The following is a 22448-nucleotide window of genomic DNA, read 5'->3' on the forward strand; positions in this document are numbered from 1 at the left end:
GGAAAGCAAAATTTACAAGGCATCAGCAAGCGAGGTGATGCTTATATTCGTAAGATGCTAATCCATGGTGCCAGAGCCGTAATTCGTCATATGAATAGGAATAACGCTCCGGTAGATTGGCTTGAAGATCTTATGAGGCGTCGTCACCACAATGTAGTCATTGTGGCGTTGGCGAACAAACTAGCAAGAACGATCTGGGCTTTGCTGAGCAAGGAACAGAATTACAAACGATATGAAGACACCGTAGTTGCGTAAGTGAAATTAGATGTCTAAAAGGTAGGACCGCAATCCGGAAACTCTGTTACTAACTACGTTCTTCGGGAACGATAAGCTGATAAGAACCGGGTTGGCGAAGTTCATCAAGGATCTGGCCTGTAGGCCAATTGGAATCCGAATAGATGGCTGCACTACACCAAAGACAGATTTCGCTTGCACAATGAGGGGTGTCCATAGATGTTAAATGTAAGGAAGGCTCATGTATCTGCGTTTTGAAATAGATGAAAAGGACGATGTCTCGGGCAGGGAGAAAGGAATATTCATGGCCATGGATATCCTTCTTGAAAATGGCGATCTATATGAGTACGAGCAAGAGCTAGAAAAGGAGATCTATGCTTGGTTCAAGAAATATCTCAAGGTGCCAAAAGCTCAATCTAGCAAATCTGGGTATCATGCCAAACCAAGATCAATTAGCTGGTTTAAAAGTTCGGCAACAGAGCACATTGATAAAATGCGCCAATATGCACAGATTCTTGAGGCACATGATATGTCTGTAAAACAGCTAGCTACAGACCGACCTGGCAATATCGTGTACGAAGACGAACACCAAATAGCAGCTATACCGTTCAATGACACATTTAAGTAAAACATTTAACAAGGCCAGCCAGAGGGACCAAAAAACCGCCGCTCCGCTCTGGTTTTTCGGCCCCTGCTGGCGGCGTTAACTCACTAAAGGGAAATTATGCCAGCAACAGCAAAAAAGCATTTTGATGAAGATGTATCAAGAGCAAATGCTATTCTAAATCAGGCACATGGAATGCCACACACAACGCCCCAAGAAAAGCTGCTCAGAGACGATTTGCTTCGTAGTAGCTTAATGTATGGTGTTGGAGCTGTAGATGCGTATTTCTGTGATGCCTATGCTGATCTGGTCGCCAGAATTCTTAGAGCAAAAACACTGCAAGGAAATGTCTCCATTCCAAGCGGAGTTCAGAATATTGTGTTGCCTGTGTCAGCTCTATTCTCCAGTCAGACGCAACGGGATAACTGGAAATGGCGTATGGCTGCAAGAGGCATTGTCGAAAAAGACAATGTTCTTTCTCTCTCAAAAATACAGAAGTTGTTAAATCCATTTTTTCGCACCGGAAACAAGCTCTTCGATCCAGTCGTAATGGATAGCTTGATAATTAGTCATAACGCCCCGAATAGGGTAACTGGAATAACAAGAACAGAATACCGCCGCAGGACAGGTCAGCACCTAGATAGCGCAAGAAAATCTATAAGAAAAAAGATCAATGAAAGGTATTCAAAAATATTCCAGCGTAGACATGACTGCATACATAACTGCGATAGGCCAAAACAAAGCGTACAAACCATTTCTTACGAAAGAGCAGTAAAGGTGATAAAAGACTTGAACTTGTTGGTTGCTGTTATTGATCAACATATAGAATCTGAGTTTAACGAGTTCCTTACTCATGTTGGCTGTAGTGCTGGCACAAGGAATTCGGCAGGCTATTGAGTTAACAAGCGGCGGCAGGCGGATCAAATTTCCGCTCGTTCCTCGCTCCAATTTTACCGCTGCGCCGGGCGTTATATGCAAATAGTAATCGAATGACATCAGTAACTTTAAATGAAGTAGAGTTGATAGCTAACCCTCCTAGACAAGTGAGGGAGTGGGGATCGAGATTGATCGCCAGCTATCGGCTATCCGTTGAATTCGATGATGAACTACATGAATTTATATGGGTTCTAGCTGGAGAGAATCCTGATTCTCCTTGTACGGAATACGATAATGATTTTGATGAGTTCCTTGTGACTATTTGCAAAGGCGATACCTTTAGTAAGTGCAAACGGTTTGTTGGAGAAATCCAAGAAAAATTTTCACTCGCGGTTCATTTCTTTCATACTAGAGATAAGGCTATCGAAACAAAACTACCTATTAAGGTGGTACGTTGAAGCATATAACAAATACATGTTGCATAAACCACTGCGTGGTTCGGACGTTTTTTTCGCTCGTACCTCGCTACAAAATCGCCGCAAATGTAAGGCGTTCAGTGCTACTCGCGACATACAAATGAATAAGGAGAATAAATTGACAACGTTAGCTGAGGGAGAAGCCTCTTTACGTTCCCTTATATCTAAATTGGAGCTTGACTCTGATATGAATGAAGCTCAAACAAGGTTTCATATCATTGACAAAGTACTGTTTAATTGCCTCGGATGGTCGCGGGATGAAGTTGAAGTTGAAAAATCTGAGCAAAGAAAGTTTACAGATTATGAACTAGGGAAACCAAGGCTTGCTATCCTTGAAGCTAAACGCGAAGGAAAAACCTTCGAAATTCCAGCTGGACTGTCGAAGACATTGATAAGTGACTTACCTTCAATAATTAAGATCGATGCAGACTCATCATCTGCAATCAAACAAGCACAAGAGTACTGCAGTCAGCGTGGTGTAGCAATTGCTATTGTTAGTAATGGACATCAATATATAGTTTTCTTAGCTTCCAGACAGGACGGGATATCTGTCTATGAAGGAAAAGCTGTCGTTTTCACAAGTCTTAGTCATATGCTCGAAAACTTTCCTATTGCTTGGCAGCTTCTTTCTCAAGCTGGAATTAGGGAAAGGAATATTTCTAGATATTTGGCTTCGGGCGAAAGCGGAATACCAAACAAGCTATCTTCAAAATTAGTGAACTATCCAGTTGTCAGATACCCAAGCGAGACGCATGCGACCTTGAGGCAACTCTCTGAACTATTTCTACAAGATATTATTGAAAACAGTGAATTAGAGGAAACATTTTTCTCAGAGTGCTACTGTAACAGTGGTGCATTGTCAAAGTATGCTTTATTGAGTAAAAATATCTTAGAAGCTAGATATGCATCGTTATTCAACGAGACTGAATCTGTTCCACATGTCGCGCCTGTCAAGGAAAAGAAAAACGATAATTTTTCGCCAGATATTCTCTCTGAGGCAATAGCAAGGAGGCCAATAGTATTATTAGGAGATGTCGGGGTAGGAAAGACCTCCTTTGTAAAAAATTTAATGTATAACAGCGCTCATGAAGAGTTTAAAAATGCAATCTATATCTACATTGACCTTGGATCTAAAGCCGCCCTTGCTCAAGATTTGAAAACTTTCGTTCTGAATGAAATTGAAGCACAGCTTCATGAAAAATATAATATAGACGTCAATGCCTTTAAATTTATTAAGGGGATCTATGCGTCAGATATACATCGATTTTCAAATGGCATATGGGGAAAGAAGAAAGAAAGCAACCCTGACCTATATGAAACTAAACTCTTGGAAATGCTTGACTCTATAACCAAAGAAAAAGATCAACATTTAAAGAGGTGTATCAATGGATATGCAAAGTCTACTAAAAAGCAGATTATCATTTCCTTAGATAATGCTGATCAACGGGACTTTGACATCCAGCAAAGCGCATTCATTATTGCTCAAGAACTCGCGAAAGACTGGAACTCAACCGTTTTTGTCTCCGTTAGGCCACAAACATTTTTTAAATCCAAGCGTTCGGGCGCGTTAGCAGCATACCCTCATAAAATCTTTACAATATCTCCACCAAGAATTGACACAGTCATTAAGAAACGTCTACTTTTTGCTCTCAGCATGGCAGAAGGCAATGTTCCTATTGAGGCCATTAATTATGTAAGAGTAAATGCAGGTAATTTAGCTCAGTTTTTGAAGGCACTTATAACATCTTTGTCCGAAAATTCGGAGCTCTATGAGTTTCTATCAAATATTACTGGTGGGAACATACGGGCTGCAGTCGAATTCGTTACAGGGTTTATTGGAAGCCCAAATGTGGACGCGGAGAAAATCATTAGGATTATGAATGAGGAAGGACGATATAGAATTCCACTTCATGAATTCACGAAGTCTGCGCTGCTAGGTGATTATTCCCATTATAATCCCGACACCTCAATTGCGATGAATATCTATGATATTTCTTCCGCTGATTCAAAAGAGCACTTTTTAAAGCCAATTATATTGGCACTACTAGATAGAGTGGGCGAGCATCTTGATAATGATGGATTCTGCCAGACGAGTAACCTGTTTGAGCAGATGCAAAGCTTAGGATTTACAGTTGACCAAATAACACACTCTTTGAGGAGGTGTACTAATAAAAAACTCATTGAAACATCCCAAAGAGTTACATTTGAAGAGGATATTAATGGCACTCTTATTGGCGAAATGCCAAGTTCATTCCGAATTACGAGCGTAGGAGCTTATCACCTAAAAAGATGGCTTTCAGTTTTCTCTTATTTAGATGCAATGGTTTTTGACACACCAATACTGGATAAAGATAAACGAGAAGAACTGATGCACGACTTGAATTCTCTAGCTATCGATTCTCGATATAGAAGAGCAATCAAGTTTAAAGAGTATTTAAAGAAAGCATGGATTGATATGGGTAGTAAGCCTAGCTATTTTGACTTTGATACTTTAATTGAAGATGGCAACCAGACCTTCTTAACTGTTAAGCGTGCAATAGATAGTAATGGCAGAAGTTAAAGTACTGAACAAGCGCCTGCAAGCTGACCTCCGGCCACTGTCACCTTTTGTGCAAAAGGCTGCACAAAAGGCGCCAGTAGCCTCCGGAAGTTGAGGCGGGCGTTATGCCTCCGAGTTACCCATGAAAAGTAGACCCTCACTACTACCTAATGAGGGTCTTTACATGACTAAGAAAACGAAGAATAAATACAACCACTACACCGAAGATTTCCGTCGTGAAGCAGTCCGTCGATCTGATCTTCCCGGAGCCAGTGCTGTAGAGGTTGCTCGCGAACTCGGTATTCATCCGGGTCAGATTTATAATTGGCGTCGTCAGTGCAAAAGGCTGTCTGATAAGCAGTTCAATACAGTAAATGGCGTCGATTATTCCCAGGAAGAAAGTGAAGAGATCCGTAAGCTCAAGCGTCAGATCTCCGATCTCAAAGAAGAGAACGAATTCCTAAAAAAGGCCACAGCGCACTTCAGCAAAGAAAAGTGGTGAGGTACGCCTATATCCGCTCTTTAGCTGGAGAGTACTCCATTTTTAAGATGTGCCGCTGGCTTGGTGTTAGCCGTGCTGGGTACTACAAATGGTTGAGCCGTGGAACGTCTGAGAGCGAGAAGAGGCAACAACATCTTGAGAAGGTCATCGCTACGACCTTTGAGCGGTTCAAACACCGCTACGGAGCGCCGAGGCTGGCTGTTGAGCTGAATGAGTCGGGTATCCCATGCAGTGTGAACTATGTGGCTAAATTGATGGCCCAGAGCAGCCTCAAAGCTCGTAACGGCAAAGGATACAAGTTTTTCCCGAACATTCAGGCCAGGAACCATGTTAGTGATAACCTCTTGCGCAGAGACTTCACTGCGGAACGACCTGACGAAAAATGGGTATCGGATATTACGTATATCCCACTGGATAAGGGCTTTGCATATCTGGCCGTTGTGATGGATCTGTATTCGAGAAGGATCATCGGTTGGTCACTGGACTCCACCATGACAAATCAGCTGATCATAGACGCCTTCCAGATGGCGTATGACTCACGGCAGGTGAAGCCTGGTCTGATACTGCATTCTGATCATGGGGTGCAAGATCGATCAGGCGAATATCAGCACCGGTTGCTCAGCAAAGGTATACGCCCTAGTATGAGCAGAAAGGGAAACTGCTGGGATAACGCAGCCATGGAATCATTCTTCTCAAGGCTCAAAGTTGAATCCGTTTACGCAGATCAACCGACGACAAAGCAGGAAGCGTACTCGCTCGTATTTGAATACATCGAATTGTTTTATAACCGAGTACGAAGGCACTCTGCGATAGGCTATAAAAGTCCAGCAGAGTATGAACAGGAATATCACGAGAAGTGTGCCTGAAATGGTGTCTACTTTTCGTGGGTAGGATCACACAGAAATAGACAACACTATGGATTGGTTATCAGAAGTAATTTGGCCGCTGCTAGTTGCATTTTTGGCTTTAGTGTTTCGTAGTTCAATAGAGAGCTTATCTAGTCGGTTAGTTTCCTTGAGCTATAAGGATTTATCTCTATCGTTCGAACCTCAGGTAGTCAAAGTTATTGTACAAAATCTTGGCGGTTTCGAAAAATACTGGGCTAAGGGGAAAGATGTAGTTCCTCTAAGCGCTAACGAATATCTAATAGCGCTGCACGACTCGCAGAAGTACAACGCAGCATTTCAATGTAAACTCCGCCAGCGTTAACAAGTCAAAGCAGCACAGGCCTACGGGCTTGGACAGCCTTGCCGTTTTTTTTGAATCGTTAATCAAAATTGGTGGTCACAGTTGTTCTTTAGTTACAAAGAAAATTGCTCAAAAAATTAAAATTGCATTAGCTTAATAAAAACTTATAATTTGTGCGTGAAATCGACATACTAGAAATAATAAACCCAGGCGTTTATTAGAGTTTAATTCTACAAGGAAAAAGCATGGCACGATTAACAATTTTTTTCACTGTATTCCTATCATTTATGGCTTTTGCCAGTGCGCCCAAAACAACCTCAGAAAGCTTTACCCAATTGGTTGAACAAAGCCAGTTGGATGAAATTTCCAAGCGTCTGCAAACACCCACACTAACTTTAGCTGATGTGGCCAATCCAATAAGTTATATCAACAGCCAAGCCCATGATTTTGTGCAGTTTGAACCGCCTTTTTTGGTGATGTGTAAGTCGTCACTTTACCGCCCATGTTCTGGTGGGCTAGAAGTGTATAACACTCAAACTGAGAAACGAATTGCCAAGCTGCCCTACACCCTTAGCGACAATCCTGCATTTATTGCAGGAAAATGGTATGTAAGGTCAGTAAATCGCGAAAAGCTAGAGGTATATAACTACCAGACAGGAGAGCTGGTAAAAACCTTTAAAACCCGAAGTCGCAGTGTTTGGCGCCAAGATAACAGCATGTTTATTTTTAAAGGGCGTTCAAGCAATTCTTGGCAGCAAATAAGCTTAAAGACCTTGAATGTGTTAAGCAGCGGAAAAAGATACGATGATGGGCATAAGCGTTTTGCCAATAAAAAAAATAAAGTCACCGTCCACAATATTAAAAACTGGCAACAGTTGCCTGAGACCTTGAAGCTAGACAAAGGCATTGAAGCGTGGGCTAAACCTGGTAGTTTTGAATTAAGAGCCAAAGGCAAACCAACGATAAAGTTGCATGACGATAGCCAAAAACGCTTTTTAAAAATTGACCAGCAAAACATTTGGCTTTCGGCCCGTGAAGAAGGTATTTGGCGCATTAACACCAAAAACTTGCTGCAACAGGCAAAGCAATATTGGGTTCAGCTTGAAACCCAAGCCGAGAATGAAAAGGCCTTACGACAAGCGGTTAAAAGTTCCCAAGTAACTCCAAAAACAATCAATGCCTGGCAACAGTTTTCAGCGCGTTTTCCTAACTATTTAAGCACCCAAACTCTGCACAAACGGGCCCAGCATCATTTGACAGAAAACCCGATAAACCCCAAAATAACACTGAAAACCTCGGTGGATGACTACGTGCAAGGCAAGCGCTATTTGCCTGAAGCTACCAACAGTTATTACGCCACAGAAGATCAAAGCTACACTGTTAATGGTGAGTACGTAAATAAGCTAACCTCAAAACGCAAGCAAGCTAGCAACGGTGGTTACAATATTTCGATAAAAGGCTATGACCGTATTTTTGCATTAACCAATACCGCAGCAACGCCTTACCTGGTACGCTACCAAAGCGCTTGGCGCGGGGCCGAAAAGAAAATCGAAAAAGAAGAGTACTGTGCCCGCAAAGGGTTTTTATTTTGTGCTGACTGGCACCATCGTTATGTAGCAAAACCGTATTATAACGACAGGCAATACCAAAAAGTATTTTTAATTGCTCCAGGCGGGCGAGTAAAACACCGTTATTTATTAGGTGAAGAAAAACCAAAAAAAATATACGATTATATCGCTGAGGTAAAACCCATCAGCCAAGAAATCTTTAAACAAATACAAAGCCTTTACCAGCCAAGCGCTTACGGCGATGTCAAAGCCAGCCTAGCCTTAATAAAATCGTTAAGCCAAAAATCAGAGATAACAATGTTTGTGCCTACCCTGCAACAAAGGGCAAAAGCCATACAGCGAGAGGTAGCCAAGCGCTTTGATAAAAAACACCGCGCAGCCGCGGTGCTTGAAATAACCTCTAGTAAAAATTTTGACCCCGATTTTGAAAACACCGTGCAAGTGCTAATAACAACCGATGCGGGCAGCTTTAAAGCGCAGCTTGCCACCCCAGCAGGAAAAAAATGGCTGGCGGTGGATAAGCGCGTATCGGGCTGGCAAGCTTTGGGTTATTGTTTGCTATGTGAATGGCAAAGCCAGCCAACCACAATAAAGGTGCCCAAAGGCACCAGCAAAAAGGATTTACAAAAACAGCTACGCATTATTAAAGCCAAAGCATTAACTCCTTAGTAAAATGATATTCCCCCGCTTTAACGGACACCAAAGTCAAACTGACGAGGTGTCCAATCCCCCTGTACAAAAACCATTCATGGCTGGCAATCACGAACACCCGAAAAACCGCAAGATTAATGCGCTTAGACGATCTGGGGCTGGCGCCGAAAGAAATCGATACCATGCGATAGGAACATAGACACCCGCATAAGTAATTCGTATCTTCTGTATTGAATCACCTTTGCAACTTTTGTACATAAAGCCTTTATGAGACAGAATCAAAACCCGTCCTATACGGAACTGCTCCTCTACGCACGCAAGGTCGCGCGCCATATCGATGAAGCAGAAGACCTGCTGCAGGCCATACTGCTCGCAGCGGTTGAGGCCGGCCGTACCGATCTGTCCTGTGGTGACAACCGCCGCTGGTTATTCGGCGCTTTAAGAAAGCGCGCTGCATTTGATGCACGTTCAGCCGTACGGCGACAAAAGCGTGAAGCTTCTTCCACCCTCACTCTCCCCGAAGAATCGACAGAGCAGTCACAAGCCGACAACGAAGAGCCAGCACCGGAGTTTATTCAGACTCTGCCACCCAGCCTTCGTAGTACTGCCCTTCTGGCGTTAGCAGGACACACCAGGGCAGAGATTGCCTGGCTATTACGCCTATCAGACACAGCCTTACGACAGCGCATTACCCAGATTAAGCGCCACTGGCGTCAGTTCGATGGTAAACACGTTACCGGTCTGTCGAACTTAAAAGGAGAGCTGGCTTTCGGACAAATACGGCAAGCTTTGCTTCAGATGGCTCGTTCCAGCGATTTAATACAGACAAGTGCGATATTGGCCAGTCACGACCCGAATGGACATCTTTTTGTTGTAAGCTCACAAAACGACCTCTCACGGCAACGTAAGGGAGTACCAACCAACAAAGAGGAACTAAGGAATGTTTAATAACAGTAAAATCGGCGCTATTTGCTACTACGTCAGCGATGTGGATAAGACTGAGGCTTTCTACCGCGATGCGCTTGGGCTGGATGTTCAGAGGATGGAAGATGACGGCAGTGGCAACGACTGGCTGTTAGCAAAAACAGGCAATGATATTGAGCTGCTGTTTTTCCAGCAGGAATCACGGCCTGGCAACTCCCCTATCATCGTTTTTGATCTTCCTGAAGGAGGTATTGATGATACGGTGAACGCGCTGGCGGAAAAAGGCGTCACCATTGTGACACCGGTGAGCCATGCACCCGGTGGATGGTCTGCCGAAATTGCCGACCCGGACAATCATCAGATATCCATGTATCAGTCGGATGAGCTGCCACGTAAGGCTCAGTAAATCCGGGCTGCACTGATACTAACGGAGTAACTGCCCGCCCTCCTGTATTAACAGGAGGGCTTCATGGAAAATGCTATGATCAGCTTTTCTTGTCGAAAATATTCAATACCCGGTTTTTAACCTCACATACTGTATACCCAACGTCAAAAAACGAGGATATACATGATGACAACCCGTGCAAACTACTTCGCCCTTGGCGCTGATGCCATGAACATCCTGATGCAACTGGAAAACTATCTGCGTACTCAATTCGATCAGCCAACCAGCCTCGGCACCCCACTCTGGGAACTGATAAAAATCCGGGTATCGCAAATCAATCAATGTGCTTTTTGTATCGATATGCACACTCACGATGCCCTGCAACAGGGTGAAACGGCAGAACGGATTGTTGCTTTAAATGCCTGGCGTGATATGCCAATGTATTCCGATAGCGAACGTGCCGCGCTGGCATGGGCCGAACACCAGACCGCTGGCCTGGCGGTTGATGACGAGTGCTACCACAGCGCGGTGACAGCGCTGGGCGAGCAGGCTCTGGTTGACTTAACCATCGCCATTAATGCCATCAACAGCTGGAACCGCATCGCCAAAACCTTTAAACCCGAAGTGGGCAGATTCAGAAAATAGGTAAGCCATTATAAAACCGCATAACAGCGAATATTCTGCGTTTGATTTACAGCTGTCCCACCCATCGGGACAGCTGGCCGATATGGTGCAGGGCATCTGGTCGGTATCACTCAGCGCCAGCCAGAATCATCATCAGAGTATCGAAAAAACTCTGTTTGCTGATGGTGGCAGTGGCATCGTGTTTATGCTCGACGGCGATGCACAGGTCGATGGTATCCGCTTACCTCATGGCGTGATCATGCTGCCGGTTAATACCCGCGCTGACAGGTTATTGATGCGCCCGGGGGCCGTGCTCGCCGGCATACGTTTTCAGCCTGCGATGGGCTACCGGTTATTGGCTCGCCATTATCACCAGCTGACCCGTCTGGATGAAAAAGATGATCAGCAATGGTCGCTGTATTCACTGCATACGGCATTGCAACACGGCAGCAACAACCAGCAACGTATTGACCATCTGTATCACTGGGCTAACCAACACTGTTTGTTAAGCCAGCCGGAAGATTCGGTCGAACAGCTATTACTGCTGATTAATAACGACAGCCTGTTAACGGAACTGCAGAACCATATTGCGCTCAGCCAGCGACAACTGGAGCGTTTATTTAAAACCCGGCTGGGCATGACGGCGAAAAATTATCAGCGCATCATCCGTATCCGTCAGGCCATCGCTGCAATTAAAGCCGAGCCCGGCCGCTCACTGGCGGATATCGCGCTGAGCAGTGGTTTCAGCGATCAGGCACATATGACCCGGGAATTTAAAGCCATCGCCCGGGTTACACCGGGGAAGTTGTCGTCTTAACCGCAACGCCGACGTTACTAATAAAATAATAAAGATATCCTGAACCCAGCCGATAACCGCAACACATGGCTTCAATGGATGATCCTTATGAAACTGCCTCCTCTGGTTTCTGCTCCTGTTTCACCGCCCCCCGGTAATACCGATGCCACAGCTAAGATACAGCAGGTAATCACCAGTCAGCCGCTTACCCCGGCAGAAGGCGTTAGCGTGCAGTTGGGCCAGGTAAACAACCCTCCTCCGAGAGTCGTATTCGAACCGCCGGTTATTATTCGTGCTTCTTCCATCAGTAACAGCGAACACCAGACCCGCACCAGCGAACGTTTACAGCAACAGCTGGATGACTTCAGTTTCAGCCTGAGAGGAACAAATCGCTTTAACGGTGCCGGTGAGCGGTTTGGCGAACTGCTGCGCGACGGCGAAACCCCGTACCATCAGGAGATGCGTCGTTACCAGTATTACACTGACAAAACCCGCGCGAATCAGCCGGTCGATTTCAGTGAGTTTTCGATATCAGAAGAACGCCGTACGCAAAACTTTGACCTCAGCCTTACCACCCGTTCCGGCGCCAAAGTCTCCTTTCAGCTGCAGAGCTTTTCCGGCGTTGGTAAAAATCCGGATACCGTGCTGTTTCAGTCGGATGAGATGACTCTCAGTAAAGCCGGCCAATTTGCCAGTTTTAACCGCACCGAAGTCCGTTTTAATATCGAAGGTGAACTCACCGACGATGAACAGCAACAGCTGCAGAAATTTTCCGAACAGCTGGAGGCATTTGCTGGCGGTTATTTTAATCAGGGAAAACCGTCATTAAAGGATCTTAATCTGTCGCAGTTCGACAGCATCAGCAAGCTGTCGGTTACCGGCAATGGTGGCGGCCAGGCAGATTTAAAGCTGGAATATCATAACAGCGAAGATAGCCGTGACATCCGCTTCCGCTTTGACGGCAATAAAGCGGAGTTCAAACTGGATAAAACCAATCCACTCAGTTATCAACAGCCAGGCAAACAGCAGGCGATCGAACATTATCTGGATTTATTGGATCGCAGTGCTAAAAAAGCCAAAGCCGATGATATGCAGCAAAACATGATGAAAGATGTATTGGCGGCTGGTTTCGAGTTCAGCCAGGCAGAATTGAATCTGGCGCAACAGCAACAGCAACAGCAACAGCAACAGCAAGATAATACATTTAACAGCGATGGGCTGAAGCAGAATCACTTATTTGTTCCATTACCAGACTTTGATTTCCGTTTTTCCAGCCGTAAAGACCAACTCCCCACAGACGTTATTTCATTACAGGAACGTGGCTTTGATCTGAGCCTGTCACTGAAAACACAAAAGCGGCAGGACAACGGCAAGGTATCCATTCAGCAAAAACAAAGTTTTGAACTGAGCGGCAGTTATACCGAACAGCCTGACAAAGATGGCCTCAATTTTCGCCGCACCAGCTTCGATATTAAATCGAGCAATATTATTTATACTGAAAGCAAACAAGGTGAGCTGCTCAGCGCTATGGTCGAAAAACAGCAGTCTCAGCGTGAGACGGTTGAAGATTTTAATTTCGACACTCTGGTTAACACCGAGAAAGAAGAAAGTGAATTTATCAGTGCAGACGAACTGCCTGATAGCGTAACACACACTCCGCTACAGCAATGGCAACAGCTCCAGCAACAACAGCAATGGCTGGATCAGCTACTGCTTAATCCGTTTGCCTGACAGTCGTTGGCAGCCTGTCAGCCAGGGAGTATACTGACCTTATTCCTCATTCGATTGTTATTCCTTAGTCTTCCGGAGCTTACGCCATCATGAACAACTGACTCCTGTTAGCCGATTTTTTCTTTCCACCGGACTAACAGGGTTAGTGGGCGTTGCTCTGCTCTGCGTTTATCAAACAGCATAATGTCGCTGGCATTAAATCGCACGCCCCTGCCCCTGTCACACAGGAGCGCGCTTATGCCTTGTCTGCAAGCCAGCCAACTGGGTTACCGTTTTGACGACGGTGACTGGTTATTTGAACAATTAACTTTCTCTCTGCAACAACCACGCACAGCCCTGGTTGGTCGCAACGGTGCCGGCAAATCGGTATTAGCCGAGCTGCTGGCAGGCCTGCGCCTGCCCGGCAGTGGCCAGCTTAACATTCAGACTCAGGTTGAATTATTCCGGCAATTACCAAGCCAGCGCGACTACCAGCAAACACTGGCGGAATACCTCGGGCTGGCAACGCAGTTACAGGCACTGGAACACATAGAAGCCGGCAGCTGTGACACCTATTGGTTTGAGCAACTGCAAGACCGCTGGCAGCTACGTCAACAGCTGCAACAACAACTGAAATTACTGGGCCTGCCACAGGATCCGTATTTCCCCTGTGCACAACTGAGTGGTGGCCAGCTGGCCAGGCTTGGTTTATGGCGCAGCTTTGATCGCCGGGCCGGATTATTAATTCTTGATGAGCCCTCAAATCATCTCGACTACCCCGGGCGTCAGTGGCTCCAGCAACAAATTCTGAGCTACCACGGCCATATCCTGCTGATCAGCCATGATGTTGCGCTGTTAGGTCTAGCGCAGGAGTTCTGGCAACTCAACCGCCGTGGCTTAACTCGCTTCCGTGGCAGCTATGAGTCATTCTCAGAGCAGCAGCATCAGCAGCAACAGGCGTTACAACGTCAGCTGGAAGATAACCGTAAACAACAACATCAGCTGGCAATCCAGCGCCAGAAAAATCGTGAAAAAGCGCAACAACGGGCTGCCGCAGGTAATCAGTTACGCCGCTGTGGCAGTCAGCCGAAAGTGCTGCTGGATGGCAAAAAAAACCGTGCCGAAAACGCCGGTCAACACCGACGTAAACAGCAACAGGCACAGCAGCAACGCCTGCTGCTGCAGCAACATCATTTACAGCAACAACAAGCAGCAACGCACACTCAGACCGTTAAGGGGTCGCCGGTATTGCTGCCCGCAAATGGCAACCGGGCGGGCCTGCAATTAATCATCACCGATGGCCAGCTGGCCCCGGCAGCAACGCAAACGATTAACCTGACGCTGAAGCAGCACAGCAGGTTATTACTTCAGGGTGACAATGGCAGTGGTAAATCCACACTGTTGCGTATTATTGCCGGCCGACAATCACTGGCCAGTGGTGAGCTGCGCTGCAACAGCCCGGTCTATTACCTCGATCAGCAACTGCACATGTTCGCTTCGCCATTACCGGCATTACAGTTATTGCAACACTATTGCCCGCAGCTGTCACCAACCACAGGACACACATTATTAGCGACTATAGGCTTAACCGGACATCAGGCACAAACAGCGGTTATGCAACTCAGTGGTGGTGAAAAAGTAAAACTGGCGATGTTAATTGCGGCTCAACAACCCCACTCACCCCTGCTGTTACTGGACGAGCCGGATAATCATCTGGACCTGTTCTCCAGACAACAATTAGCGGCTGCTTTGCGTCATTATCCGGGGGCCTTTATTCTGGTCAGCCATGATAAAACGATAATTGATGAATGTGATATTAATCAGACTTTCTGCTTAAACACATACAACCAATATGGTCATTAATGCCCTGTTTTTTCTCGTCATCTGCTGTTATAAAAAGACCCGTACTTTCAGGAATATTGGTTATGGATATCAACAGCTCCGACTCTCAGCCCGGCTGTCAGCCTTATCGTCTTAATGGCTGGGTCGTGTCGCCTTTTTCTCAGAAAACACTGGCTTATCTGCGTTATAAAGGAATTCCTCATCAACAGCAGACTCCCGGTGTCTGGCGCCTGATGCGTACTATTCAGCAACAAGTGGGTAAAGCCATTATGCCTACGGTTGAAACAGCCGGCGGCGACTGGTTGCAGGACTCAAGCGAGATAATCGACTATTTTGAACAAGCCTATCCGGAACACAGCATCGAGCCACAAACACCGAAACAACAGTTAGTCGCCCATTTATTAGAATTACATGCCGATGAATGGCTGGTTATGGCGTCACTCTGGTATCGCTGGAAAGTACCACAAAACCGGGATTTTATTATTGCCGAGTTCGGTCGTTATGCGTTACCGGGCATGCCGGTTTTTATCCGTAATCTGATGGCCAATTCAATCCGGCGCACTATGATGGGCTATCTACCCCGTTTTGGTATTAACGATAAAACACAGCAGGGAGTACAGAAATATTGCAAACAACTGCTGGCATTACTGGAAGATCATTTTACCCAGAATAAATATTTTTTAGGCAATCGCCCCTGTATTGGCGACTTTTCTTTTTTTGGCCAGCTGTATGCCCACCTTTATCGCGATCAGGGTTCACAACACCTGTTCGATAACACCCCGGCACTACGCGATTGGATAAATCGCCTGTTATTGGCAGATGGCCAGGAAGCAAACCCGGCAAATAATCCGCAATATCGTTTTTTACCCGATGATGAAATTCCCAATACTCTGCTACCCATTCTGGAACTGATTTTCTCCGAACAGATGCCTTTTATTGCCACGGTAGTGGATAATATTAATCAGTATGTTGCAAATAAACCTGACAGCCAGCGGGTTTCTCGTATTGTTGGTGAAGGCGACTTCAGCATTGGCGGCGTCAAGGGGCAACGGCAGCAATTTAGTTTTGTGCAGTGGAAATTGCAGCGCTGCACCCGGGTCTGGCAACAGCTCGACGACCAACAGAAAATACCACTGGAACAATGGTTACACGATATTGGCGGTGAACAACTGCTGGCGATTGATATCCGCCATCCATTAAAACGCCAGAACTTCAGCGAAGTTCTGGCGTAATATTGTTGCTGAAAAATGGCTGCCAGCCTAACTGGCGCAAATCATAACGTGAGGACATAGAAACCCCTGACGAGTTAACGTCATTAATCTAAAAATCAGGGGCTGTATTGAGCCCCGGTTCAGAAGAACCGGGCGACGGGGTTTCAGATCTGAGTCTGAGCCAGCGCCCGGAAGGTGTTTACTACAATCATCAGAGTATCCTCCTGCCGGATTTAAATAAGGAAAATCACCGTAGCAAAAAGCCGGTTGCCGGTCACGTATTAACGAAGGATTTGTGCAGCGCGGTCAACGCACTATTCCAGTGCCGGACACCGTCTGGTACAACAGATCTGATAATATACAGCAGTTAAACACTACGAGTTAAAACCATGGCCTGGATTTACCTGATACTCGCCGGTCTGTTTGAAATTGGCTGGCCGCTGGGTCTGAAGATGGCACAGCAGGAACACTCCCGCATCAGCGGCATTCTTATCGCACTGGTGTGTATGACCATCAGCGGCGCGTTATTGTGGCTGGCTCAGAAAAACATCCCGCTGGGAACCTCTTATGCAATCTGGACCGGTATTGGCGCCGCAGGCACCTTTCTGGTTGGAGTATGGTTTTATGGCGACCCATCCAGTCTCAGCCGTTATCTCGGCATCCTGCTGATCATCAGTGGTGTGGTGGTATTAAAGCTGGCGCACTGAAGTGCCGGCTTGATCTGACGCATACCGGCCAGCGTGAATCAGGTAGAACAACAGATTCTGAACTACACTTGCAGCATAATAATCAACTGTTGTGACAACCATGAAATCTGTACTCTGCCTGCTGTTGTGCTGCCTGAGCTGGGCCGTTAATGCCAGTCCACTAAAGGTCGGAACCACCATGTGGAGCGGTTATGAGCCCTTATATTTAGCCCAACATAATGGCTTTTATAACCGCGATATCCGTATTATTAATTACCCCTCCAGCAGCGAGGTGATGCGCTCATTCCGCAACAAGGCACTGGAAGTAGCAGCGCTGACTCTGGATGAGGTGATTCAGCTGCGTGAAAAAAAACTGCCGGTTACCGTGTTCCTGATCTGTGATATTTCAAACGGATCTGACGCCCTGCTAGCCCGCCCGCCGATAAACCGTTTAACTGATTTAAAAGGCAAGCGGGTTGCCGTTGAGTCCACAGCAGTGGGCGCTTATGTATTAACCCGGGCGCTGGATATCGGCCAGTTGCAGCTACAGGACATCCGCCCGGTCAATAAAGAAAATAACGAACAGCTGGAAGCTTATCTGAAACAGGAAGTCGACGCCGTGGTCACCTACGAACCGGTACGCAGTCAGTTATTGGCTAACGGCGCCCGGGAGATATTTAACTCCCGTGAGATTCCCGGGGAGATTGTCGATGTACTGGTTGTCCATACCGAGTTACTGGACCAACGCCGCGATGAGCTGCAACAACTGACCGACGGCTGGTTCCGGGCGCTGGAGCATATGAAAAAGCACCCGGAAAACAGCCAGCGCTATATCGCAGAACGGCAGAAAATTTCACCGCAGGATGTCGGCCGCAGCTTGCGGGGACTGGAATTTCCCGACCGGAAAAAAACGCTCAAGCTGATGACCGGTAGCCCGGCGCTGCTGGAAATTTCATTACAGCGTCTGGCGGAAACCATGAAAGGCAATCAACTGCTGCATCAGGATGTTTCTGTCACCAACCTGTTAAGTGTCGAATTCGTAGAGCCATGACTTACTATCTGCCGCTGCGATTTTTTGTACCGCTGATTATTATGATCTTTTGTGTGCTGGTGACCATCACCGGCTACCTGACGGTGCGTGCACAAACCGAGCAACGTATCGTCAGTCAGGCAAAACACCACATCAATATGGAGCTGAACAAATTGCAGGGTCTGGTGGAATACGCGCTGGAAAATAACAGCATCAGCTTATTACGCCAGATCCATGCCGGTAAGTTATCCGAACCTGACCTTAAGGCGCTGGTCATTACCGACACTCAGGGCCAGATTACGGCATCCACCACGCCGCAGGATCTGGGCCGGCACTGGGGACAAAGCAGCCTGGTGCACTACCGTAAAGCCATCCAGAACACTCTGGAACAATACACCAGCCATAACTGGACCGATGCAGATAACCGGCTGATCACCGGTATGATCAATGTCTGTACCCGGGAATTCGGCCTCGGTCTGCGCGGCCAGTCCTGTGGTTTTATCCTGTACCAGGTAGACCTGAAGATTCTCCTGGATGAAGCCATTGGCGACTTATTCCGCCAGACCATTTATATCACGCTGTCGATTGCGGTTGGCATGTTGCTATTAATCGCCACGCTGGATCTGCTGATCAGCCGGCGGCTGGTTAAAATTCACGAAATATTACGCCAATGGCAACAGGGCGCACGAAACCAGCGGATCAACCCCGGTGGTGCGGATGAAATAGCCGAAATCGGTAATAAAATTGATCAGCTGCTGAGTCGCTTCAGCGAGGATGAACAGGCACTGATTTACAACCAGCAACTGACCCAGGCGGTCATCGAAAGTGCCAACTACAGTATGATTACCGCGGATACCAAAGGCATGATTCAGACGCTGAATCCGATGGCAGAAACCATGCTGGGTTACAGCGCCCGGGAGCTGATTGGCCGCCAGTCGTTATGCCTGTTTCATGATCCGCTGGAGATCGAAGAGCGCGCCCGTTACCTGAGTGAGCAACTGGGCGAGGTGGTGCCGATTGGCTTTGAAGCACTGGCCGCCAAAGCCCGTCATGACTCGGTGGACGAACATAACTGGAGTTATTTACGCAAAGATGGCAGCCGCCTGCCGGTGCGCTTATCGGTCAGCCCGATCCGGGATAAAGACGGTGCTTTAACCGGTTTTCTGGCCGTGGCTAAAGATATTACTGAGCAGCTGCGCACCGAAGAAAAGCTGGAAAATATGGCCTACTTTGATCAGCTGACCCAATTGCCCAATCGCGCCTTGTACCATGACCGGCTGGAGCAGACATTATTCCAGGCCAAACGTCAGGGCTGCAGTGCCGCGGTACTATTTCTCGATCTGGATAAGTTTAAATACGTCAATGACACACTTGGTCATGAAACCGGCGATAAGTTATTGATCCGGGTAGCGGATTTATTATTAGGTTGTGTGCGGGAATCCGATACCGTCAGCCGTTTAGGCGGTGATGAGTTCACCATTATTCTCAGCAACCTGAATGCCAACAGCCAGCGCAAAGACATTGGCCAGATCTGTGACAAAATTATTGATGTTATTTCCCAACCGCTGAAAATTGACGGCAATGAAATTCATATCGGCGTCAGTATCGGTATCGCCATTTTTCCGGAGCATGGCAACAGTATCAGCAAACTGAATAAAGCGGCGGACGTCGCTATGTATTCTGCCAAAGCTGCCGGCCGTGGTTGTTATTATTTTTATTCCCCGGGGCTGGAACTGAATCCGAAGCTGTAGTTTCTCAGGCGCATAAAAAAATCCGTTGTGTTGCCACAACGGATTTTTTACCAGCTTCTGATCAGTGATCAGAACTTATATTCAATACCAACACCGGCGTATTCGCTGTTGTCGGCTGCTCTGAAGTTATTCGCGGTGTAATACACATAAGTTTTAGCACCTTTGCCTAACTTATAGTCGGCACCCACTGACGTGGTACGGGCACCTCCATCATTGTTAATTTCGGACTCACCATGCTGGGCTTTCAGTTTTACCGCACCCAGCTTGTAAGCGGCTGATGCCAGCCAGCCTTCAGTCTTGTCGCCGTCGTTGTCCTGCTTTTCCCATAAAACACCCAGCTGTGCATCACCCAGATTCAGCTGAGTAACCGCTCGCAACACGTCAGTCTTGTTATATTCCACTTTGGTGTCATATGCCACGCCAACGTAGTAGTTGTCACGGCTGTACGTCAGGCTGGCTGAGGTGCCATCCTTACGGGTGCTGGTTTCATCTTCAGAAGCAATCTGATCCACCTTCAGCTGCAGGCCCGCAAACTTAGGCGAGGTGTACTGAACGCTGTTTTCTTTACGGTTATCACTTTCGGTGATAACGTTTTTAATATCACCTTCCAGGTCGTTAAACAGATCGACTTTTTTCTGCAGCTTTTTCAGTGGTGTATCAAACATACCCACAATCACTTCACCAAAACCGCCCTGCAGACCCGCGAAGGTATTACGCTGGGTAAAGGTTTCACCACTCTTGTCGCCATCATCCGGGTTGGTTTCGTATTCAACCTGGTAGATTGCCGTCAGACCGTGATTTAACTCACCTTTACCCTTTACCCCCAGACGGGAAGCATTGGATTTAACTTCGCTGAAGCTGTTGCCATCTTCATTCGCATTCTGTACCGACAGGTTCAGCTTGCCGTAGAAATCCGGCATATCAATTTCAATCGTTTCAGCGTGTGCCAGTACCGGAGCGGTCAGAGCCAGAAATAAAGCAGTCTTTTTCATCGTATTAATCCAGAGTTATCTATACATCTGGCAGCCACCGCAGTATGAAGTTGTGGCGCCACCGAACTGATGACAAATTTATTTCATCAAGATTACAGTTTTGTTACGACGAGGTATTTTATTGCAGAAAAATGACAATCATAAGACAGTAATATGACACTCAGGCCTGCCATGTTCCGCCGCCATAACGTCCGCCCTCACAATAAACCGCTCAGGTCTGATGTCAGATTAGCAGATGAATCAGCAGTATCCGGGGAAATGGCCGTCAGGCCGAAAAATGACAGCCTGCCCGTTGCGGGCAGGCAGCAGAGAGTCAGTCCTTCTGGGCCTGCTCTTCCATTTCGGTCAGGCTGCTATGACGCACGTCTTCGCCGCTGACCAGGTAAATCACCTGCTCTGAAATATTACGGGCGTGGTCACCGATCCGTTCGATGGCACGCAGAATCCACAGGATATTAATCCCCTGAGAAATTGAGCGCGGGTCTTCCATCATATAAGTCATCAATTCCCGCAATGCCGCGGCGTACTGGTTATCCACCAGTTTGTCGTTACGCACCACTTCAATCGCACCGTCGACATCATGACGGGCAAAGGCATCCAGCGCCCCGGAGATCATTTTGGTGACTTCCTGACCCATATAACGGATCGCCTGCTGACAAATTTCGGATCGCCCTTTATCGGCTACTTCCAACGCGTGAATGGCAATTTTACAGGCTTCATCACCGATGCGCTCGAGATCGCGAACCACCCGGGAAACCGCCAGCACCATACGCAGATCGGAAGCAGCCGGCTGGCGCCGCACCAGAATCTGGGTGCATTCCTGATCAATATTCACTTCCATTTTATCCACTTCGTCTTCACGACGGATAATATCGTCAGCTGAGCTGGTATCACCGGAACAAATCGCGTCGATCGCATTTGCCACCTGGCGCTCAACCAGGCCACCCATGCCCATCATATGGTTACGGATGGCTTCCAGGTCAGCATTAAACTGGCCGGAAATATGTTGGTTAAAATTCATGTCCATGGGGGTGTCCTTTTAGGTGCAGGCCTTATCCGAAACGACCGGTGATATAGGCTTCTGTTAATGAATGCTGCGGCGTTGTGAACACCTGATCGGTCGGATTAACCTCAATCAGCTGGCCCATATGGAAATACGCTGTCCGTTGCGATACCCGGGCTGCCTGCTGCATTGAGTGGGTCACGATGGCGATGGTGTAATTCTCACGCAGCTCATCAATCAATTCTTCAATTTTAGCCGTTGCAATCGGGTCCAGTGCCGAGCAGGGCTCATCCATCAGAATGACTTCCGGATCAACCGCAATGGTACGGGCAATACACAAGCGCTGCTGCTGACCACCCGATAACCCGGTACCAGGTGAGTGTAAGCGATCCTTCACCTCATTCCACAAACCGGCACGTTGCAGACTTTTTTCAACAATTTCGTCCAGATCGACGCGCGACGATGCCAGGCCGTGAATACGCGGGCCATAAGCGATATTGTCGTAAATCGATTTCGGGAACGGGTTGGGCTTCTGGAAAACCATGCCAACACGGGCACGCAGCGGCACCACATCCACTTTCGGGTCGTAAATATTTTCGCCGTCGAGCAGAATTTCACCCTGAATATTACAGATATCAATGGTGTCATTCATGCGGTTTAAACAGCGCAAAAAAGTCGATTTACCACAACCGGACGGGCCAATTAAGGCAATCACTTCGTTAGCGCCGATATCCAGGCTGACGTTATAAATCGCCTGTTTCTCGCCATAAAATACCTGCACGTCACGCGCCCGCAATTTGGCGTTGTCAGAAAACGGCGTGCCGTCCGTCTGGTGATTTTCGATGATGCTCATAAT

General features: G+C 47.1%; 21 protein-coding genes. 18 read left to right on the top strand and 3 right to left on the bottom strand.

All coding sequences use genetic code 11. The features are described from left to right. From ACFOMG_RS11030 to ACFOMG_RS11115, 18 genes are all read left to right on the top strand, one after another. A partial coding sequence (locus tag ACFOMG_RS11030) for a transposase (protein ID WP_376866641.1) occupies positions 1–255 on the top strand: 255 nt, incomplete at its 5' end. Positions 256–475: 220 nt separating this feature from the next. Beyond that, positions 476–862, top strand: coding sequence for a hypothetical protein (locus tag ACFOMG_RS11035; RefSeq protein WP_345849297.1), 387 nt, complete (start codon positions 476–478; stop codon positions 860–862). A gap of 96 nt (positions 863–958) precedes the next feature. After that, on the top strand, positions 959–1735 hold the full coding sequence (locus tag ACFOMG_RS11040) for a hypothetical protein (protein WP_376866642.1): 777 nt from the start codon (positions 959–961) through the stop codon (positions 1733–1735). Positions 1736–1827: 92 nt separating this feature from the next. Continuing rightward, positions 1828–2172 (top strand): hypothetical protein, encoded by a 345-nt coding sequence (locus ACFOMG_RS11045; protein WP_376866643.1) that lies wholly within the window; start codon positions 1828–1830, stop codon positions 2170–2172. Between the two features lie 136 nt (positions 2173–2308). Continuing rightward, a complete protein-coding gene (locus ACFOMG_RS11050; RefSeq protein ID WP_376866644.1) occupies positions 2309–4750 on the top strand; it encodes a hypothetical protein in 2442 nt (813 codons plus the stop codon). A 163-nt stretch (positions 4751–4913) separates the two neighbouring features. Continuing rightward, positions 4914–5231, top strand: a complete 318-nt coding sequence (locus ACFOMG_RS11055; protein WP_376866646.1) for a transposase — start codon at positions 4914–4916, stop codon at positions 5229–5231. Continuing rightward, positions 5225–6097, top strand: a complete 873-nt coding sequence (locus tag ACFOMG_RS11060; RefSeq protein ID WP_376866647.1) for an IS3 family transposase — start codon at positions 5225–5227, stop codon at positions 6095–6097. The genes ACFOMG_RS11055 and ACFOMG_RS11060 overlap by 7 nt, the downstream gene beginning before the upstream one ends. A gap of 567 nt (positions 6098–6664) precedes the next feature. After that, positions 6665–8656: a hypothetical protein gene (locus ACFOMG_RS11065; RefSeq protein WP_376866648.1), complete on the top strand. Its 1992-nt coding sequence runs from the start codon at positions 6665–6667 to the stop codon at positions 8654–8656. 249 nt (positions 8657–8905) lie between these two features. Further along, positions 8906–9586: an RNA polymerase sigma factor gene (locus ACFOMG_RS11070; protein ID WP_376866649.1), complete on the top strand. Its 681-nt coding sequence runs from the start codon at positions 8906–8908 to the stop codon at positions 9584–9586. Further along, positions 9579–9968, top strand: coding sequence for a VOC family protein (locus ACFOMG_RS11075; RefSeq protein WP_376866650.1), 390 nt, complete (start codon positions 9579–9581; stop codon positions 9966–9968). Before ACFOMG_RS11070 ends, ACFOMG_RS11075 begins: the two co-directional genes overlap by 8 nt. 162 nt (positions 9969–10130) lie before the next feature. Then, positions 10131–10592 carry a carboxymuconolactone decarboxylase family protein gene (locus ACFOMG_RS11080; RefSeq protein WP_376866652.1) on the top strand — a complete coding sequence of 154 codons (462 nt, stop codon included), beginning with the start codon at positions 10131–10133 and terminating at the stop codon, positions 10590–10592. 52 nt (positions 10593–10644) lie between these two features. Beyond that, entirely contained in the window at positions 10645–11388 is a 744-nt protein-coding gene (locus ACFOMG_RS11085; protein WP_376866711.1) for an AraC family transcriptional regulator, read from the top strand. A gap of 87 nt (positions 11389–11475) precedes the next feature. Further along, on the top strand, positions 11476–13098 hold the full coding sequence (locus tag ACFOMG_RS11090; RefSeq protein WP_376866653.1) for a hypothetical protein: 1623 nt from the start codon (positions 11476–11478) through the stop codon (positions 13096–13098). A gap of 237 nt (positions 13099–13335) precedes the next feature. Further along, complete coding sequence (locus ACFOMG_RS11095; RefSeq protein ID WP_376866654.1) at positions 13336–14940, top strand: ATP-binding cassette domain-containing protein; 1605 nt, start codon at positions 13336–13338, stop codon at positions 14938–14940. A 62-nt stretch (positions 14941–15002) separates the two neighbouring features. Beyond that, entirely contained in the window at positions 15003–16151 is a 1149-nt protein-coding gene (locus ACFOMG_RS11100; protein ID WP_376866655.1) for a glutathione S-transferase family protein, read from the top strand. A 368-nt stretch (positions 16152–16519) separates the two neighbouring features. Then, the gene (locus tag ACFOMG_RS11105) at positions 16520–16837 is read left to right on the top strand and encodes a DMT family transporter (protein WP_376866656.1); all 318 of its coding nucleotides are present in this window, start codon (positions 16520–16522) and stop codon (positions 16835–16837) included. Between the two features lie 100 nt (positions 16838–16937). After that, on the top strand, positions 16938–17867 hold the full coding sequence (locus ACFOMG_RS11110) for an ABC transporter substrate-binding protein (protein WP_376866657.1): 930 nt from the start codon (positions 16938–16940) through the stop codon (positions 17865–17867). Next, positions 17864–19597: a diguanylate cyclase domain-containing protein gene (locus tag ACFOMG_RS11115; protein ID WP_376866658.1), complete on the top strand. Its 1734-nt coding sequence runs from the start codon at positions 17864–17866 to the stop codon at positions 19595–19597. The genes ACFOMG_RS11110 and ACFOMG_RS11115 overlap by 4 nt, the downstream gene beginning before the upstream one ends. 68 nt (positions 19598–19665) lie before the next feature. Here ACFOMG_RS11115 and ACFOMG_RS11120 read toward each other — a convergent pair whose 3' ends face one another. From ACFOMG_RS11120 to pstB, 3 genes are all read right to left on the bottom strand, one after another. Then, the gene (locus tag ACFOMG_RS11120) at positions 19666–20589 is read right to left on the bottom strand and encodes a porin (protein ID WP_376866659.1); all 924 of its coding nucleotides are present in this window, start codon (positions 20587–20589) and stop codon (positions 19666–19668) included. A gap of 313 nt (positions 20590–20902) precedes the next feature. Further along, positions 20903–21616, bottom strand: a complete 714-nt coding sequence (gene phoU, locus ACFOMG_RS11125) for a phosphate signaling complex protein PhoU (RefSeq protein WP_376866661.1) — start codon at positions 21614–21616, stop codon at positions 20903–20905. 25 nt (positions 21617–21641) lie between these two features. After that, positions 21642–22445 (bottom strand): phosphate ABC transporter ATP-binding protein PstB, encoded by an 804-nt coding sequence (pstB, locus tag ACFOMG_RS11130; RefSeq protein WP_376866662.1) that lies wholly within the window; start codon positions 22443–22445, stop codon positions 21642–21644. Between the last annotated feature and the right edge of the window lie 3 nt (positions 22446–22448).

This window comes from Bacterioplanoides pacificum (assembly GCF_042648445.1).
GTDB classification, from domain to species: domain Bacteria; phylum Pseudomonadota; class Gammaproteobacteria; order Pseudomonadales; family Oceanobacteraceae; genus Bacterioplanoides; species Bacterioplanoides pacificum.